General features: G+C 70.9%; 21 protein-coding genes and 1 tRNA gene. 16 read left to right on the top strand and 6 right to left on the bottom strand.

The window, feature by feature from the left end:
* The first annotated feature begins 155 nt into the window (after positions 1-155).
* From minC (MFF54_RS19875) to minE, 4 genes are all read left to right on the top strand, one after another.
* Complete coding sequence (gene minC / locus MFF54_RS19875; RefSeq protein ID WP_238304832.1) at positions 156-824, top strand: septum site-determining protein MinC; 669 nt, start codon at positions 156-158, stop codon at positions 822-824.
* A gap of 499 nt (positions 825-1,323) precedes the next feature.
* On the top strand, positions 1,324-1,926 hold the full coding sequence (gene minC / locus MFF54_RS19880) for a septum site-determining protein MinC (protein WP_238304938.1): 603 nt from the start codon (positions 1,324-1,326) through the stop codon (positions 1,924-1,926).
* A gap of 12 nt (positions 1,927-1,938) precedes the next feature.
* The gene (minD, locus tag MFF54_RS19885) at positions 1,939-2,754 is read left to right on the top strand and encodes a septum site-determining protein MinD (RefSeq protein ID WP_238304841.1); all 816 of its coding nucleotides are present in this window, start codon (positions 1,939-1,941) and stop codon (positions 2,752-2,754) included.
* Entirely contained in the window at positions 2,751-3,038 is a 288-nt protein-coding gene (gene minE, locus MFF54_RS19890) for a cell division topological specificity factor MinE (RefSeq protein ID WP_238304850.1), read from the top strand. The genes minD and minE overlap by 4 nt, the downstream gene beginning before the upstream one ends.
* Positions 3,039-3,121: 83 nt before the next feature.
* Here the strand turns inward: minE and MFF54_RS19895 are convergent, their stop codons facing one another.
* Complete coding sequence (locus MFF54_RS19895) at positions 3,122-4,510, bottom strand: cytochrome P450 (protein ID WP_238304852.1); 1,389 nt, start codon at positions 4,508-4,510, stop codon at positions 3,122-3,124.
* A gap of 118 nt (positions 4,511-4,628) precedes the next feature.
* On the opposite strand from MFF54_RS19895, the gene MFF54_RS19900 reads away from it, so the two are divergent.
* Positions 4,629-4,970, top strand: a complete 342-nt coding sequence (locus MFF54_RS19900) for a DUF167 domain-containing protein (protein ID WP_238304854.1) — start codon at positions 4,629-4,631, stop codon at positions 4,968-4,970.
* Between the two features lie 17 nt (positions 4,971-4,987).
* On the opposite strand, the gene MFF54_RS19905 is transcribed toward MFF54_RS19900, so the two are convergent.
* On the bottom strand, positions 4,988-6,064 hold the full coding sequence (locus tag MFF54_RS19905; protein WP_238304863.1) for a tartrate dehydrogenase: 1,077 nt from the start codon (positions 6,062-6,064) through the stop codon (positions 4,988-4,990).
* 97 nt (positions 6,065-6,161) lie between these two features.
* The gene (locus MFF54_RS19910) at positions 6,162-7,850 is read right to left on the bottom strand and encodes a chloride channel protein (RefSeq protein WP_238304940.1); all 1,689 of its coding nucleotides are present in this window, start codon (positions 7,848-7,850) and stop codon (positions 6,162-6,164) included.
* 356 nt (positions 7,851-8,206) lie between these two features.
* Between MFF54_RS19910 and MFF54_RS19915 the strand changes: the two genes are divergently transcribed.
* From MFF54_RS19915 to MFF54_RS19935, 5 genes are all read left to right on the top strand, one after another.
* Positions 8,207-8,283 (top strand) — tRNA-His (locus MFF54_RS19915).
* 198 nt (positions 8,284-8,481) lie between these two features.
* Positions 8,482-9,174 carry an MgtC/SapB family protein gene (locus MFF54_RS19920; RefSeq protein ID WP_238304879.1) on the top strand — a complete coding sequence of 231 codons (693 nt, stop codon included), beginning with the start codon at positions 8,482-8,484 and terminating at the stop codon, positions 9,172-9,174.
* A gap of 88 nt (positions 9,175-9,262) precedes the next feature.
* Positions 9,263-9,496 (top strand): hypothetical protein, encoded by a 234-nt coding sequence (locus tag MFF54_RS19925; RefSeq protein WP_370880268.1) that lies wholly within the window; start codon positions 9,263-9,265, stop codon positions 9,494-9,496.
* Positions 9,497-9,515: 19 nt separating this feature from the next.
* Complete coding sequence (locus MFF54_RS19930) at positions 9,516-9,776, top strand: DUF6894 family protein (RefSeq protein WP_238304880.1); 261 nt, start codon at positions 9,516-9,518, stop codon at positions 9,774-9,776.
* Between the two features lie 206 nt (positions 9,777-9,982).
* Entirely contained in the window at positions 9,983-10,462 is a 480-nt protein-coding gene (locus MFF54_RS19935) for a DNA-binding protein (protein ID WP_238304882.1), read from the top strand.
* Between the two features lie 10 nt (positions 10,463-10,472).
* Here MFF54_RS19935 and MFF54_RS19940 read toward each other — a convergent pair whose 3' ends face one another.
* Together MFF54_RS19940 and MFF54_RS19945 are read right to left on the bottom strand one after the other, a co-directional pair.
* Complete coding sequence (locus tag MFF54_RS19940; RefSeq protein WP_238304884.1) at positions 10,473-10,715, bottom strand: DUF6894 family protein; 243 nt, start codon at positions 10,713-10,715, stop codon at positions 10,473-10,475.
* 117 nt (positions 10,716-10,832) lie between these two features.
* The gene (locus MFF54_RS19945) at positions 10,833-11,099 is read right to left on the bottom strand and encodes a hypothetical protein (RefSeq protein WP_238304891.1); all 267 of its coding nucleotides are present in this window, start codon (positions 11,097-11,099) and stop codon (positions 10,833-10,835) included.
* A gap of 114 nt (positions 11,100-11,213) precedes the next feature.
* Here MFF54_RS19945 and MFF54_RS19950 point away from each other — a divergent pair, with 114 nt between their 5' ends.
* The 5 genes from MFF54_RS19950 to MFF54_RS19970 all read left to right on the top strand — a co-directional run bounded on the left by MFF54_RS19950 (position 11,214) and on the right by MFF54_RS19970 (position 13,870).
* Positions 11,214-11,954 carry an autoinducer binding domain-containing protein gene (locus tag MFF54_RS19950; protein ID WP_238304901.1) on the top strand — a complete coding sequence of 247 codons (741 nt, stop codon included), beginning with the start codon at positions 11,214-11,216 and terminating at the stop codon, positions 11,952-11,954.
* A 163-nt stretch (positions 11,955-12,117) separates the two neighbouring features.
* Positions 12,118-12,750, top strand: a complete 633-nt coding sequence (locus MFF54_RS19955; protein ID WP_238304911.1) for an acyl-homoserine-lactone synthase — start codon at positions 12,118-12,120, stop codon at positions 12,748-12,750.
* Positions 12,751-12,774: 24 nt separating this feature from the next.
* A complete protein-coding gene (locus tag MFF54_RS19960) occupies positions 12,775-13,023 on the top strand; it encodes a hypothetical protein (protein ID WP_238304913.1) in 249 nt (82 codons plus the stop codon).
* Positions 13,024-13,127: 104 nt separating this feature from the next.
* The gene (locus MFF54_RS19965; protein ID WP_238304915.1) at positions 13,128-13,355 is read left to right on the top strand and encodes a hypothetical protein; all 228 of its coding nucleotides are present in this window, start codon (positions 13,128-13,130) and stop codon (positions 13,353-13,355) included.
* A 47-nt stretch (positions 13,356-13,402) separates the two neighbouring features.
* The gene (locus MFF54_RS19970) at positions 13,403-13,870 is read left to right on the top strand and encodes a DUF6894 family protein (RefSeq protein ID WP_238304917.1); all 468 of its coding nucleotides are present in this window, start codon (positions 13,403-13,405) and stop codon (positions 13,868-13,870) included.
* Between the two features lie 119 nt (positions 13,871-13,989).
* Here MFF54_RS19970 and MFF54_RS19975 read toward each other — a convergent pair whose 3' ends face one another.
* Positions 13,990-14,433, bottom strand: a complete 444-nt coding sequence (locus MFF54_RS19975; RefSeq protein ID WP_238304927.1) for a DUF488 domain-containing protein — start codon at positions 14,431-14,433, stop codon at positions 13,990-13,992.
* A 197-nt stretch (positions 14,434-14,630) separates the two neighbouring features.
* Between MFF54_RS19975 and MFF54_RS19980 the strand changes: the two genes are divergently transcribed.
* Positions 14,631-15,494 carry a glycoside hydrolase family 25 protein gene (locus MFF54_RS19980; protein WP_238304930.1) on the top strand — a complete coding sequence of 288 codons (864 nt, stop codon included), beginning with the start codon at positions 14,631-14,633 and terminating at the stop codon, positions 15,492-15,494.
* Positions 15,495-15,844: the final 350 nt, after the last annotated feature.

Genomic DNA, 15,844 nt, shown 5'->3' on the forward strand with positions numbered 1-15,844 from the left:
TTGCCCTGGCGCCGCCGCCGGCCGCATGACACGGGGGAGAGCAGATCCAGCCCAGAGGCGCGTCCGAGCGGCGCGACGCCCCCGTGACTCAGCCCAAACCCCTCCCCGACACCGCGCCAGCCCGGCCCCCGCTCCGCTTCCGCGGACGCTCCTTCATGGCAACGGTGCTGGCGCCCCTGCCCCCCGTCGCGGGATGGCTCGCCGAACTTGACGCGCTCGGGCGCCGGGCCCCCGCCTTCTTCGCCGGGCGGCCGGTGATCCTCGACCTCACGGGCCTGCGTTTGACGCAGGCGGACCTTGCGGAACTGGTCGCCGACCTCGCGGCCCGCGACATCGCGATCCTGGGTGTCGAGGGTGCGCCGCCCGGCGTGCTGGGACCCGGGCTGCCACCGGCTCTCTCGGGGGGGCGGCCCGCCGGAGAGATCGCGCCGCCCGAGGGCGATGGCCCGGACGCCGCCCCGGTCCCGTCCGCCGCCCCCCTGCCGCCCGCTCGCTCGCTGATCCTCGACCAGCCGGTCCGCTCGGGTCAGACGATCCTGCATCTGGAGGGCGACGTGATCGTGATGGGGGCGGTCGCCTCGGGCGCCGAGGTGATCGCGGGCGGCTCGATCCACGTCTACGGTGCCCTGCGCGGACGCGCGATCGCGGGCGCGTCCGGCCAAGCGGGGGCGCGGATCTGGTGCCGCAAGTTCGAGCCCGAGCTCGTCTCGATCGACGGCCTCTACAAGGCGGCCGACGATCTCGACGCCGCCTTCCGCGCCCAGCCGGTCGAGGTGCGGCTGGTCGAGGACGCGATCCGGCTGGCGCTGCTGGATCGGGCCTGAGGCCGGCGGCGACTTCCGGGCCGGTGCGTATCGGCGCCGGAGCTCGGAGGACACTGGCGGAACGTTCCGAAGTCACCGCCGCTGTTTTCCAGGGCGCCCCGAGCATCGGCGGAAGATCATCCGGGTTCCGGCACACGATGTCGCGAAGCGTCCACAAGAGGCGCGGATGAGGGAGATCGCACCGTTTCGCGGCCCTCTGCTCACCGGATCCTGGATCATCGTCCCTTCTGTTCCGGGCGTCCGCGAAAAGGTCTCCGCCGCATCCCCCGGGCTCGGCGAAGTCGTTGCGCTCTCGTTCGGGTTAACGGCTCATCCAAGGATCCTCGCATGAAATGCGCACAGGATCCCGGACCTTAACCCTTCGGTAACCATGTCGGCCGTCAATGATCCGGTAAGGAATCGTTGAGCCGTGACCAGCCAGACCCTTCCGGACTCTCCCACACCCCGCCCCCCCGCTTTCCGCGGGCGCGCCTTCAAGGCGCTGGCGCTGACGCCCGAGATGCCGCTCGCCGACTGGTTCGCGGGGCTCGACGCGGCGCTCCGGCGGTCGCCGACGCTGTTCGACGGCCGCGCCGTGATCCTCGACCTCGCCGCGCTCCAGCCCGAGCCGGAGGCGCTTCGCACGATCCTGGCGGATCTGCGCCAGCGCCGCATCCGGATCCTCGGCCTCGAAGGGGCCGAGATCGGCGACGACGGCCTGCCGCCGCTTCTGGCGAACGGCCGGCCCACCAAGAATCTCGACCTGCCGGCACTGCCGCCGGCGGAGCCCGAGACGACCTCGCTGACCATCGAGGGCTCGGTGCGCTCCGGTCAGTCGATCGTCCACCGCACCGGGGACGTCACCGTCATGGGCTCGGTCTCCTCGGGAGCCGAGATCCTGGCCGGCGGCTCCATCCACATCTACGGCGCCCTGCGGGGGCGCGCCATCGCCGGCGCCGCCCGCAACCCCCGCGCCCGCATCTGCTGCCGCAAGTTCGAGCCCGAGCTGCTCGGGATCGACCGCCTCGTCCGCACGGCCGAGGACATGGGGTCCCATCTGCGGGGTCGTCCCGCGCAGATCTGGCTCGATGGCGGTGCTATCCGAATGGCAAGCTTGGATTGAGGAGGAACGAGAATGGCAAAGGTTCTCGTCGTCACATCGGGTAAGGGTGGCGTCGGTAAGACGACCACCACCGCGGCCCTCGGCGCCGCCCTGGCGCAGTCGGGCAAGAGCGTCTGCGTCGTCGACTTCGACGTCGGCCTGCGCAACCTCGACCTCGTGATGGGCGCCGAGCGGCGCGTGGTCTACGACCTCATCAACGTGGTCAACGGCGACGCCAAGCTCCCGCAGGCGCTGATCAAGGACAAGCGCCTCGAGACGCTGCACCTGCTGCCCGCCTCCCAGACCCGGGACAAGGACGCGCTCACCGACGAGGGCGTCTCCCGGGTGATGGACGAGCTGCGCGAGAAGTTCGACTGGGTGATCTGCGACAGCCCGGCCGGCATCGAGCGCGGCGCCCAGCTCGCCATGCGGCACGCGGACGTGGCGGTCGTGGTGACGAACCCCGAGGTCTCCTCGGTGCGCGATTCCGACCGGATCATCGGCCTGCTCGACTCGAAGACGGTGCGCGCCGAGAAGGGCGAGACCATCGACAAGCACCTGATCCTCACCCGCTACGATCCCAGCCGGGCCGACCGCGGCGACATGCTGAAGACCGAGGACGTGCTGGAGATCCTCTCGATTCCCCTGCTCGCCATCATCCCGGAGAGCCAGGAGGTCCTGAAGGCCTCGAACATCGGCTGCCCGGTGACGCTCAACAACCCGCTCTGCGCCCCGGCCCGCGCCTACGCCGACGCCGCCAAGCGCCTGAACGGCGAGAGCGTCCCGATGACGATGCCGACCGAGCGCAAGTCCTTCCTCGACAAGCTCTTCATGCGGAGGGCGGCATGAACCTGCGCGGCATCTTCAAACAGCGCACCTCCAGCGCGGTCGCCCGCGAGCGTCTGCAACTCATCCTGGCGCACGAGCGCGCGGAGAACGGACGTCCGGACCTCGTGATCACGCTCCGCGAGGAGATCCTCGCGGTGATCGCCAAGCACGTCGCGGTCGAGCGCGACAAGGTGAAGATCACCCTCGACCGCGGCGAGGGTGTTTCCACCCTCGGCGTGGACATCGAGCTGCCGCTCAACTCCTCCGCGAAGTTCGCGGCGGAGAAGGAGAAGAAGGCCGCCTGAATGGACGGTCGGGGGACGGCCTAGCCCGCGGATCGCTGCGATCCGCGGGTTTTCTTCGTGGCGGGGCGTATCCCACCGATGGACTATGGCCGCGCCTCCAGCCGGAACGGCGGCGTGTGCTCGGGCTGGGTCGTGACGACCGCCGCCGGCAGGATCGGCCGCGGGTCGATCGGGGTGATCCTGAAGCGCCCGACGATGCGGGCGAGCGCCAGCACCGCCTCGGTGAGCGCGAACTGCGCACCGATGCAGACGCGGGGACCCACCCCGAAGGGCAGGTAGGCGTAGCGCGGCACCGGGGGGGCGCCGGGCAGGAAGCGGCCCGGATCAAAGGCGTCCGGGTCGCGCCAGAAGCGGCGGTGCCGGTGCAGCACCCAGGGCGGAATCGCCACGATGTCGTCGGGCGCGATCGCCTGCGCGCCGATCCGATCGGCGGCGACCGCGCGGCGCACGATCAGGAAGGCGGGCGGATAGAGCCGCAGGGTCTCGTCCACCACTGCGCGGGTCAGGGGCAGGCGGCCGTCGCTCGCGCAGCCCGCCGCCTCGGAGAGATCCGCGTCCCTTGCTTCCGCCGCGACCCGCTCCTGCGTCTCCGGCGCCAGCGCCAGCATGTAGAGGGCCCAGAACAGCGCGACGGCGGTGGTCTCGTGCCCGGCCAGGATCATGGTGGCGACTTGGTCGCGCAACTCGCCGTAGCTGAAGGCCTCGCCGGTCTCGGGGTTGCGCACCGCGATCAGCAGGTCGAGCAGGTCGCGGGCCTCGCGCGGGGCGGCCTCGGCGGCGCGCGCCGCGATGATCGTGTCGAGGAAAGGCGTCCAGCGTCGCCGGAACAGGGCACGCGGCAGGTCGAGGGGGGCAGGCCAGCCGAGCGGGATCAGGATGTCGAGAAGGTGCGGGCGTCCGATCCGCACCGAGTACTCGGCGATGAAGCGCCGGAGCTCCGGCCCGTGCCGCTCCATCGCCACCGAGAACATGCTGCGCCCGGCGATCTCCAGCGCCAGCCGGTGCAGGAAGGGGAACAGCGCGACGGGTCCGCGCGCGGCCTCGGCCTCCAGCTCAACCATCGCGTCGTCGACCGCCGAGGCGATGTGGGGCGTGAGCCGCTCGATCGCCTTCGGGGTGAAGGCGGGGGCGAGCGCCCGGCGCTGGTGGCGCCAGGCCGCACCCTCGCTGATCAGCAGGCCGTCCCCGAGGATGGGGCGCAGGATCCGAACCGAGCCGGAGGTGCGGAGGTAGTTGGCCTGGTTGTCGACCAGGATGTGCCGGATCGCCTCCGGGTCGCAGACCGTGAAGCTGCTGCGGCCGAGTACCCGGCGCTTCGTGATCGGCTCCTCGTAAGCCGCCGACGGCCAGCCGAGGAGCGCGTTAGCCCGGAGCGACTGGATGTAGGGGATCAGCGGGAGCTGGCGCGCGGCCGGCTCCCGCCGCGGCGGGACCAGCCGCTTTGCGTCGAGGAGTGCCTCACGCGCGTTCATGCCGCCTCCCGGCTCCACCCGGGTCGCCGGGACGGCCGCTTGATGCCGGACCCGGGAACCCGTGTAAACGGCCCGGTCGCGGGACGGGCCCGCGCCGGAGGACGGGCTGGAGGATGGGATGAGGAGATCGTCGGTCGGGGTCGCCCTGCCCTACGCGGCGGACGCACGGGGCCTGCGCCTCGCCGTGCGGGTGACGCCGCGGGGCGGGCGCGAGGCGATCGGGGGCATCGTTCACGACGCGGAGGGGCGTCCCTCGCTCGCGGTGCGGCTCGCCGCGCCCCCGGTCGAGGGCGCGGCCAACGCCGCGCTCGTCAGGTTCCTGGCCGGCGCGCTGGGTTTGCGCCGGGCCGACGTCACGATCCTCTCCGGGTCGACCGGACGGCAGAAGATGCTGCACTTGGCGGGCGACGCGGACGCGCTGGCGAGAACGCTCGACGTCCTGCTGAGCGCTTCCGGGTAGGGGCGCGCGCGCCGCCCCTAGCCCAGCGCCTGCGCTACGGCCTGCCCGCAGGCCCGGGTGTCGGCGTTGCCGCCGAGATCGCGCGTGCGCAGCGTCCGCTCGGCGAGCACCCGCTCGATGCCCGAGACGATCTCGGCGGCCGCTTCCCGCTCGCCCAGATGCTCCAGCATCATCGCCCCCGACCAGATCTGCCCGATCGGGTTGGCGATGCCCTGGCCGGCGATGTCGGGCGCCGAGCCGTGAACCGGCTCGAACACCGAGGGGTAGAGCCGCTCCGGGTTGATGTTGCCGGACGGCGCGATGCCGATCGTGCCGGTGCAGGCCGGGCCGAGGTCCGACAGGATGTCGCCGAAGAGGTTGGAGGCCACCACCACGTCGAACCGATCGGGGTTCAGCACGAAATGCGCGGTCAGGATGTCGATGTGGTACTGGTCCCAGGCGACGTCCGGATAGCGCTCCGCCACCGCGCGCACGCGCTCGTCCCAGTAGGGCATCGTGATCGAGATACCGTTGGACTTGGTGGCCGAGGTCAGGTGCCGGCGCGGGCGCGACTGCGCCAGCTCGAAGGCGAACTTGAGGACCCGATCGACGCCGTGGCGCGTCATGATCGTCTCCTGCAGGGCGAACTCGCGCTCGGTGCCGGCAAACATGCGTCCGCCCGCGTTCGAGTACTCCCCTTCCGTGTTCTCGCGGACGACCCAGAAGTCGATGTCGCCGGGCTGACGTCCGACAAGCGGGCACGGCACGCCCGGCATCAGGCGCACGGGGCGCAGGTTCACGTACTGGTCGAACTCGCGCCGGAACAGGATCAACGAGCCCCAGAGCGAGATGTGGTCGGGCACGCGATCCGGCATGCCGACCGCGCCGAAGAAGATCGCGTCGTGGGCGCCGATCCGGGTCTTCCAGTCCTCGGGCATCATGCGCCCGTGGCGCTCGTAGTAGTCGCAGGAGGCGAAGTCGAACCAGTCGAGTTGGAGATCGAAACCGTGGCGCCGGGCCGCCGCCTCCAGCACCCGCACGCCCTCGGGCACGACCTCCTTGCCGATGCCGTCGCCGGGAATCACCGCGATGCGGTGCTTGCGTGCGCTGCCCATGCCGTCCTCCGAAGCGTGCGGTTCTCGCGTGTTGTTGTGCTCCGATGACGCCGCGTGCCGTCCGGGTCAACGGAGCGGCGGCGCGGGGGCCTGACAATCAACCGGGTTCCCCGGCGATCGTGCGGCGCTGGCGCTCCAGCTCGTCGCTGTAGCGCTTCAGCGTGTGGCTCTCGGTGAGCAGGCCGATGACCCGGCGCTGCTCGGGGCCGTCGAGGACGGCGAGCGCTTCGCTCTCGCTGCGGTCGAAGGCGGCCGACGCCTCCTTGGCGTTCATCTCGGGGGTCAGGAAATCCTGCGGGTGGCGCAGCACGTCCTTCAGCGTCGCGCCCTCCCCTTCGGCGTCGCGGAGCGCGGCGTGGGCCTCGGGCACCAGCACGATCCCGGCGTAGCGGTCGGCCGCGTCGACCACGATCACCCGCGAGGGCGAGCCGATCGGATGGGCCCGCAGGAAGCTCGCGAGCGGCGTGTCGAGGGCGACGGGACGGACGTCGCGCCGCATCAGCCGCCCGACCGTCAGCGTCCGGATCCAGCCGACATCGTGGGCGCTGCGGATGCTCTCGCCGCGCAGGTGGAAGCGCCAGGTGGCGAAGGAGTAGCCGAACGTCTTGCGTACGGTGAGGGAGGACGCGATCACCGCCGCGAGCACGAGTCCGGTGATCGGAAGCGAGCCGGTCACCTCAAGCGCCAGGAACGTCATGGTGAGCGGACCGCCGATCACCGCGACCGCGAGCGCGCTCATGCCGATGACCGCGTAGGCGAGCGGCGTGAGGCCGAACTCCGCGAGTGGCGGCGCCAGAAGGGGCGCCAGGATCGCGAAGAGCTTGCCGGCGATCGCCCCGAGGAAGAGCGAGGCGAAGAACAGGCCGCCGCGAAACCCGGAGCCGATCGAGATCGCCGAGGCGGTGGCCTTGGCGGCGAAGAGCAGGGCGAGCGCCCAGACATCGTAGCTCGGTGCCGTCTCGGAGAAGTGCTGGTGCAGCGCTCCGTGGCCGCCCGAGAGCACCTGCGGCGAGGCCGCGAGCGCCAGCGCCCCGACGCAGAGGCCGCCCAGCGCCGGCGCGGCCGCCCGCGGGATCCGGCTCGCCTGGACCAGCCGCTCGACCAGGGTGACGCCGCGCATGATCAGGATGCCGAGGCCCGCGCAGAGGAGGCCGAGGGCTAGGCTCGGCAGGATCTCGGCGCTGGTGACCCGGGAGGTGACCACGGCCTGCATGTTCTCGAAGGCGACGAGCGGCTCCGTCCGTACGATCGCCTGCGCGACGAGGCTGCCGCAGAGCGCCGCCACCACGACCGGCGTCAGGGTCGCTATGGCGTAGGTGCCGATGATCAGCTCGAAGGCGTAGAAGGCGCCCGTCAGCGGCGCCCCGAAGGCCGCCGCGATGGCGGCCGCCGCGCCGCACCCGACGAGGGTGCGCAGGTCGCCGCGCCGCATCTCGAAGCTGATCCCGAGGCGCGAGCTGACGGCGGCGCAGATCTGGGTGTAGCCGGCCTCCAGCCCCACCGAGGCCCCCGAGCCGTTCGAGACCACGTTCTGCGCCGCGACCCAGAGGCTGTCGCGCAGCGACATCCGGCCGCCGTGGAGCGCATTCGCCTCGATCGGATCGACCGCCGCGCGCCGCATCGCGCGGAACCGCCCGACCAGGAGCACGAGGAGGCCGAGGACCGCGCCGCCGAGACACGGGGCGAGCAGCAGCGTCAGCGGGTCGAGACCGGCGCTCGCGCTGAGGCGCGTGCCCGTCGGCAGCCCGTAGAGCAGTTCGCGCAGGCTCTGCGTGGCGATGTTCATGCCCGAGACCGCGAGGCCGCTGACGCAGCCGGTCGCCGCGGCGAGCAGCACCAAGCCGGCCTCGCTGCGCCGGACGAAGGCGCGCAGGCGCTCGGGCGCCTGGATCCAGGCACGGCCGGTGCGGCGGCCCTCCCCGCCGCGGGACGGCTTGGCCTTGGCCGGGGAGGTTGGCCGCGCCGCGGCGCTGGCCCCGGCGGCCGGCGAGGGTCTGCGGGTGCTGCGCTGGCTCACCCCCTGTTCCTAGGGCGCGGCGGCGCGCCGATCCACAGGGCCGATCGCGATCGGGCAACAAACCCGGCGCGCCGCCCGACAACCCGCTTGAAAACCCAGTCGGCTCGGGATAGATCGCAGCCAGTGCCGCCGTAGCTCAGTTGGTTAGAGCACCAGATTGTGGATCTGGGGGTCCCCCGTTCGAGCCGGGGCGGTGGTACCATCGCATTTCAAGATGGATCGCAGGGTTGGCGCTGGCCGACCCTTTGTCGTTTCCGGCGCCGCGCTGTCGCGGCGCCGGACCATCCGGGTGCCTCCCGCACGATCGTCGATACTATCCCTCCAGTGGCGGGGTGACGTGCCTCGGCGAACGCGGTCTCATCCGTGGCGGCGGCAATGCGCGCGCCACGGAGAGCGATCCATGACCTCCGATCTCGGCTCCGACACCGTCCTGCTTCGTCTCGGGCTCAGTCTCCTCGCGGCCGCGCTGCTCGGCTGGAACCGCGAGCAGCTTGGCCATCCGGCGGGTCTGCGCACCATCGTGCTGATCTGCCTCGCCGCCTGCACCGCGATGCTGCTCGCCAATTGGCTGCTCGCGAGCACGCATGGGTCCGGTCACGGCCTGTTGCGGCTCGACCTGATGCGGCTGGCACAGGGCGTCCTCGCCGGCATCGGCTCCATCGGCGCTGGCACGATCTTGAAGCAGGGCAGCATCGTGCGCGGCGTGACGACGGCGGCGACCGTCTGGCTCGCGACGGTGATCGGGCTCTGCTTCGGCGCCGGCGCCTGGCCTCTCGGCGCGGCGGCGACGGGCCTGGCCCTCGCGACCCTGCAGGGGCTCCGCTGGGCCGAGCAGGCCCTTCGCCGACGCAGCTACGGCGCGGTGGCGGTGGAGTTCGATCCAGCCCGCACCTCGCACGCCGCCCTCCTCGGCGTCTGCGCCAAGCCCAGGTTCAGCCTGCGCTCGAGCGCTCTGGAACAGGATGCGGCGCGCGGCCGGCTTCGCTGCATCGGCGCTTACCGGGGCACGATGCCGGACTGGCCGCTGGCGCTGCTGGCCCGGCTCCGCGGCGAGGCCGGCGTCGACCGCGTGGCCTGGGAGGACATGGCTTGACGATCTGAGCATGCCTCCGGCTCAGAACGTGGCCGAGGAACGCCCTGCCGCCGGCCCCGGTTGTCCCTGCTGAAGGAGATTTTCGATGATGCAGACCAGAAGCACGCTTCTCCCGATCCTCGCCCTCGGTATGGCTCTCGGCCTCGGGACCGCCTCGGCGGAGGCCAAGGGCTGCCTCAAGGGTGCGGTCATGGGCGGCGTCGCGGGCCACGTGGCCGGACACGGCAAGACGGGCGCGGCGGCCGGCTGCGCGATCGGACATCACGAGGCCAACAAGAAGGGCCGCCAGCCCGCTCAGGGCAATCAGCCCCAGGGCCAGTGAGAGGCGCCGCGGCGCGCCGATGCCCCGCTACTTCTTCCACACGCAGATCGGCGCCGATCGGGTCACGGATCCGGTCGGCGCCGAGTTGCGCGATCCGGACCAAGCCTGGGAGACCGCCCGGGACACGGCGCGAACCCTGATGGCCCGCGACCAGTCCAACCAGGCCCGGCTGATGACGGCCAGTCTCCTCGTCACCGACGAGGCCGGCGAGGTCGTGCTGGAATTCCCCTTCGCCGAGGCGGTCACGCTACCGCCCCTCAAGGACAGCACCCTGCACTAGGCGGACCGGAATCCCGTCCGCCTCTCGAAAGATCCGATCAACAACGCCTCGACAAAACGGCCGCGCTGCTCCATCTCTGGAGTGGCGCGTTCTGCGCAACATTGATTCACGAGAGATAAATCCCCACGATGTCACGCAATCGCGTGCGGCGGTCCTTCACCGTCGAAACGAAAGCGCGCGGCCGTCAGGCCCCCGCGGTTCTTCCCGTGCGCGCGCCCCTGCTTGAGCCGTCCGCCCCGGCCTTTCCGAGCCTTGAGGCTGCCGCACTTTTCGGAGTCGCGCCGGCGCGCCGATCCGAGGACGGAGCCGAGGCGGTCGAGCGTTCCGCGCCCCGCCGAATCCTGCCGAGCTTGATCGAGCTGCCGCAGCCCGAGCCGGAGGCGGTCGAGGCCGTGGCGCCCGAGCCGCGCCTGCCGCGGGTGCGCCGGGTTAAGCTTCCGCGGGCCGAGGCGCAGGGCAAGGCGGCTAGGCGCGAGGCGGTCTCCCCCGAAGTGCCGACGCCGGAACGCGCCGTGCCACAGCCCGTACGCGACGAGCCGGCGAGGCTTGCGCAGCCGCTGCCCGAGAAGCCCCGACAGTCTCGGCCGAAGACTGCCGAAGCTGGCCGGCGGATCGCGCGCCGCGCCGAGAAGGCGCTGCCCCTCGGTGAGCGCTGGAAGCGGCGCCTGCCGCGGGTGTGCTGGTAACGTACCGGCCTCAGGGCGTGTCGACGCGCTCGATGTCGAGCGAGAGATGCGCCCGCAGGATCACCTCGCGCCGGTCGTTCCGAACCACTGCCAGGTAGTCCTGGCGGTCGGGCTCCGGCACGAGGCCTTGCGCGATCTTCGCCATGATGCGGACGAGCTTGGCGCGCAGCTCCGCCTCGTTCGCGAGGTCGAAGCCGACGCCGTCGCGCACGAAGTTCGCTCCGTCGTGCAGGTCGATGAAGAACCGGGCCATCGTGTCCGCGTCAGGGTGGGATATTGTCCCACGCCATTAGGGGACGCGGCATCCGCTTAACAAGGGTTCGTTTCCCGCCGCGGGCATCGGTCGCGGAGCGACCGGGCGCCCTCGAAGTCAGGTATCCGAATTCCCGCCTCGCTTCAGGGTTCGGATCAGGTCGTGTGCCGCCTCGCACAGGTTCGGTGCATCGATGGACCGGAACAGGGCGAGCAACTCGGCGAGCTCATCGGCGGCAAGATGCTGCCCGACGCGCTCTTGAATCTCGCCGTCGAAGAAGATCACCGGATCGATGCGCAGGATTGCGGCGATCTCGGCCAGGAGCGCCGCGGTGCGCCCGGGGCTGGGGCGACCTTGCGGATCGCCTTCCGAGACCAGTTCCACGCGCAATCCCCTTGCACCGCTGCCGCCGTGCCGCAGGCTATAGCTTAAGTGTGAATCCTCGTCCTATAGATATGTTGGCCCGGGACCACGGTCCTGCACCCCTCGCGGTCCGGCATGCTGCCCAAGCTCGTCGATCTCACCTACGATCTGTTCCGCTCCTTCGATCGCGCAGGCACTGTCGAGGATTTGAACGCCTGCCTTCTGCGGGCGGTAGCCCGCTTCGGCGTCGAGAGCACTTTCGCGGGCGTGATTCCCCTACCCGGCATCGGCCGCACAGCTCAGGCCGCCCACGTGCTGATCGACCGGACGCCCCCCGGTTGGAGCGAGCGCTACTTCCGGGCCGGCCACCTCGACCGCGACCCGACGATCCGCCGTCTGACCACGGATGCGACGCCGTTTCTCTGGTCCGAGATCGAGCCGCTCTATCGCGAGGATCCGGCCGCCCGGCGGGTGATGGACGAGGCCGGGGATTTTCGGCTGCGTCAGGGTTTCACCGTGCCGCTCGTCACCCTCGACGGCCGGGTCGCGGGCTTCAGCTTCGGTGCGGAGCGCCTCGATCTCTCGCCGGAGCTGCGCGGGATGCTCCACCTCATCGCCTCCTACGTGTTCGGTCGCTCGCTCGTTCTCAGCCACGTGCCCGCCGCGGAGGGGCGCGAACCCGTGCAGCTGACGCCGCGGGAGCGGGAGGCCCTGCAATGGGCGGCTGCCGGCAAGAGCGAGTGGGAAATCGGTGCCCTGATGTCGATCTCCGAGCACGGCGCGGAGAAGCACCTGCGCTCGGTCCATCGCAAACTCGGCGCAGGCAGCCGGACCCAAGCGGTCGCCGAGGCTCTGCGGCGCGGCTTGATAATCTAGGGTTATCAATCCGACTGCTCCGCATCGATTCGGAGGCGCGGGCAGAAGGGCAATTTTCCCAATCTGAGCAGTGGACGGGGAGGTTCGGGAGGGTACGCGATCGCGTACTGTGAGCTCTCCGCCAGGTTGCAGATAACGGCGATTATCCCCCGCGGAGATCGCCATGATCCATATCGTCACGGCCGAGAACACGTCGCGCTACGCCGACGCCCTTGAGCAGGCTTGGCGCCTGCGCCACCGCGTCTTCGTCGAGGAGAAGGGCTGGTCCGATCTCGCCCGGCCCGATGGCCGCGAGATCGACGGCTTCGACGACGCCCACGCGCTTCACATGCTGGCGATCGAGGCCGGCACGGTCGTTGGCTACCAGCGCATGCTGCCCACCACCCGCCCCTACCTGCTGACCGAGGTACTCTCCGAGCTCTGCGAGGTCGATCCGCCCCGCAGCCCCCACGTCTGGGAATGGACCCGCTACGCCGTCGAGCGCGGGCACCGCGAAAGGGGCCGCATCCTCAGCCCCGTGGGAAGCGCACTGCTCACCGGCATCGTGGAGTGGGGTCTCGAGTCGGGCGTCGACGCCATCGTCATCGAGATGAATCCGCTCTGGCTGCTGCGCCTCGTGCAGCTGCATTTCCGTGTGACGCCGCTCGGCCTGCCCCGCCCGATCGCCGGCGAGGAGACGGTCGCGGTGAGCGCGGCCTTCGACGAGCGCACCCTGACCCGCCTGCGCGCCACCCGCGGTGACAGCGCATCCGTCCTCAGCACGCAGCCCGGCCGCCCGCTGCGACTCGCCAGCTGAGATCGGTCCTGTCGGAGATCACCCATGCGTAAGCTTCAGTACGACACGCGGACCGCAGCGGCGCTCGCGAGCGCGGCGCAGGCGGATCCGGACGCGCGGGCCGCCCTGCGCCGGCTCGCCGAGATCTGCATCGAGGCGCACGGCATCGTCGCCCGCGAGGGACCGGAGGAGGTTCGCCTGCCGCTGGAGAAACTGCTCGGCCGGATCGGCCGCCAGCTCGGAAGCCACCCGGAGGACGATGTGGCGACCGAGGCGCAGACAGCCGGCGGCTGAGGGGGCCGCCCGGTACAGGCCGCCGGGGCGTGGCGAAACGCTCTGGTAACGGTGATCGCGCGAGGGTGTGGATCTGTCCAGCACCCTTTCGGGATCCGAGCATGATGACGAAGGACCAGCTCGCCGCCGAGCTGAAGCGCATCGCCACGTCGCAGATCAGCGACATCACCCGTGCGGTCAAGGAAGGCCAGAAGTCGATCGCCCTCAACGAGGTGCGCGACATGGCCCACCGCCTCAACCTGCTGGCCGACGCCTTCCACCCGCGCGCCGTCGAGTCCCGGAGTCAGTCCCAGCTGGGCGAACCTGCCGCGGAAGCGCCGCAGGCCGCCTGACCTTCCACCCACCCCGCAGGGCGGGTGCGGAGTCGCGTCCCGCCGGCATGAACAGGGAGCGCCTGATCATGATCCGCGTGTTCTTCAACATCCGCCTCGACGATGCCTATCTGCCGGAGCGTACCGGCCAGTGGGTGGAGGACGAGGCCGAGGCGCGCGATCTTGCGCGCATCATCGTGCGCCGGCTCGTGGCCGATCACGGCGGCGAGCAGCGCCTGCTCAACGCCGAGCTGGCGGTGACCGGCGAGGGCGGTGTCAGCCTGTTCGACGTCTCGTTCTTTGAGGCTCTGTACGTCCCGGTGGCCTCGCCCGAGCCGGTCGAGCCTCTGCGGCGCACCGATACGATCCGGCCGCGCTCGCGCCTCGCGCACCTGCTCGCACCGTGGCGGGCGGAGGCTCTCGCCCTGGCGGCGACGTGGCGCGGGCGCCTCGCCGGGCTGGCCGCCCTTGTCTCCGGACGCCGGAGCGCCGCGCCGCGCGGGCGCTTCGGTCTGGGCTTCGAGCACGGGGCCTGATGCGATCCCGGTCGAGCGGCTCGGCGCTGTGCGATGCCGCCTTCCGAGATGCGTGAAAACCTGTCCCACCATGAGGGCGCGCGCGCGGGGCGGTCCTCAGCCTTCCCGTCGGGTCGCCCTCAGCCGAGCAGGTCGACCGTCGTGAAACCACGCGCTTCCAGACGCTCGGCCAGTACGCGGCGGTGGCAGCGCTGCGGGTCGCGCTCGAAACAGAGCAGGCAAGTGGGCGCCCCCTCCGCCATCTCGGCCAGTGCGTCGAGGGCGAGGCCGCCATCCGCGGTGTCGAGCACCGTCTCGCAATAGATTCGACGCATCAGCCCTGCATCGTGCGCGCGCGCCGCCTCGCGACCAGCCTTGGGCGTGCCGAGCGCGCGCAGATGCGCGTAGCCGATCCCCCGCTCCTCGACCCCCGCCTTCAGGGCGAATTTCGAGAAGCCGCGCTTGCGCGAGTTCGCCACCGCCCGCACGTCCGCGAGCAGTCCCACGCCGGCGTCGCGCAGCGCGCCGGTCAGGCGCTCCGGATCGATGCCTTCGTAGCCTATGGTGAACAGAGTCTTGCCCAAGGTGCGGATCCGAAGATGCGTGTCGGGTCCGGTACTTAGGACGACACACCCCACCCCGCAAAGCCTTCCGGCAGCGGCTATGTGTCCAGCCCGCCACGCGTTCCGGAATTCTGCCGCATTGCGCGCAAAGTTCTGTTAACCGCCAGAAGGGCATCGAATACCCCTCTGATTGGCGCATGAGGCGGGTGCGGGCATCGATGTCGCTGAGGATTGGTCTTCCCCTGACGTCGTCCCGGGCCGCGTGCGGCCGCGCCGCCGTTCTCGGCCGGCGGGCACTCGCCGTGGCGCTGCTCGCCGGCCTCGCTGCCTGCGCCCAGAACAGCGACTTCTATCCGACCAAGGGCGACGTGAAGCCCCATCCGGGCGTGGCGCGGGCCAAGCGCCATCCGATCCAGGGCATCGACATCTCCAAGTGGCAGGGCCCGATCGACTGGGCCTCGGTGCGGGCGGCCGGAACCCAGTTCGCCTTCATCAAGGCGACCGAGGGCGGCGACCACGTCGACGAGCGCTTCCGGGAGAACTGGGAGGGCGCGGGCCGGGCGGGCGTGCCGCGGGGCGCCTACCATTTCGTGTTCTGGTGCCGCTCGGCGCGGGACCAGATGGAATGGTTCAAGCGCAACGTGCCGAACGATCCGACCGCCCTGCCCCCGGTGCTCGACGTCGAGTGGAACGGCCACTCGCAGACCTGCCCGAAGAAGCTCCCGAAGGAGCAGGCACTGGCGATGACGCGCTACATGCTGGAGGAAATGGAGCGCTACACCGGCAAGCGCCCGATCATCTACACCGACATCACCTTCCACAAGGACGTGCTGGAGGGCGAACTGCCGGACTATCCTCACTGGCTGCGCTCGACCGCCGCCGAGCCCGAGCAGCGCTTCTCCAACCGCCGCTGGATGCTCTGGCAGTTCACCTCCACGGGCCGGGTGCCCGGCGTGCGCGGCGACGTGGACCGCAACGCCTTCTACGGCACCCAGGCCGAGTGGGCCTCCTTCCTCTCGACGGATTGCGACCCGCGCGACCACCCCCGACTGTCCTCGCAGGGGCTCTGCAGCGGCAAGTAGGAACGGTGGGGGCGGCGCCGGTCCGGTCCCACGGGTTGTGAAGTCCAGCGAAAAGGTCGTCGCTCCGAGCCGGGCGTCCGAGCGGCGAACGCCCGGCCCCTGCGAATGGCGGAAAGAATCTCTTGGATCCGTTCACGATCTGTCTAGAAGCAGACAGATTTCGCGCAATCGATGTTGTAGGAGGGCCGGCAATCTCCCTCACGTAGCTCCGATGCCGGCCGCGCCCGTTCCTTCGTTCGAGAACAACCAGCTCCTCAAGGCCCTGAGCGGCGCGGATCGCGACCTCGTCGTCCCGCATCTGGAGCCGGCGATGGTCCAGCGGGGCGAGATCCTGTTCGAGGCCGGCAGCG

Origin of the sequence: Methylobacterium gregans, from assembly GCF_022179245.1 — a bacterium.
Taxonomy (GTDB): Bacteria; Pseudomonadota; Alphaproteobacteria; order Rhizobiales; family Beijerinckiaceae; genus Methylobacterium; species Methylobacterium gregans.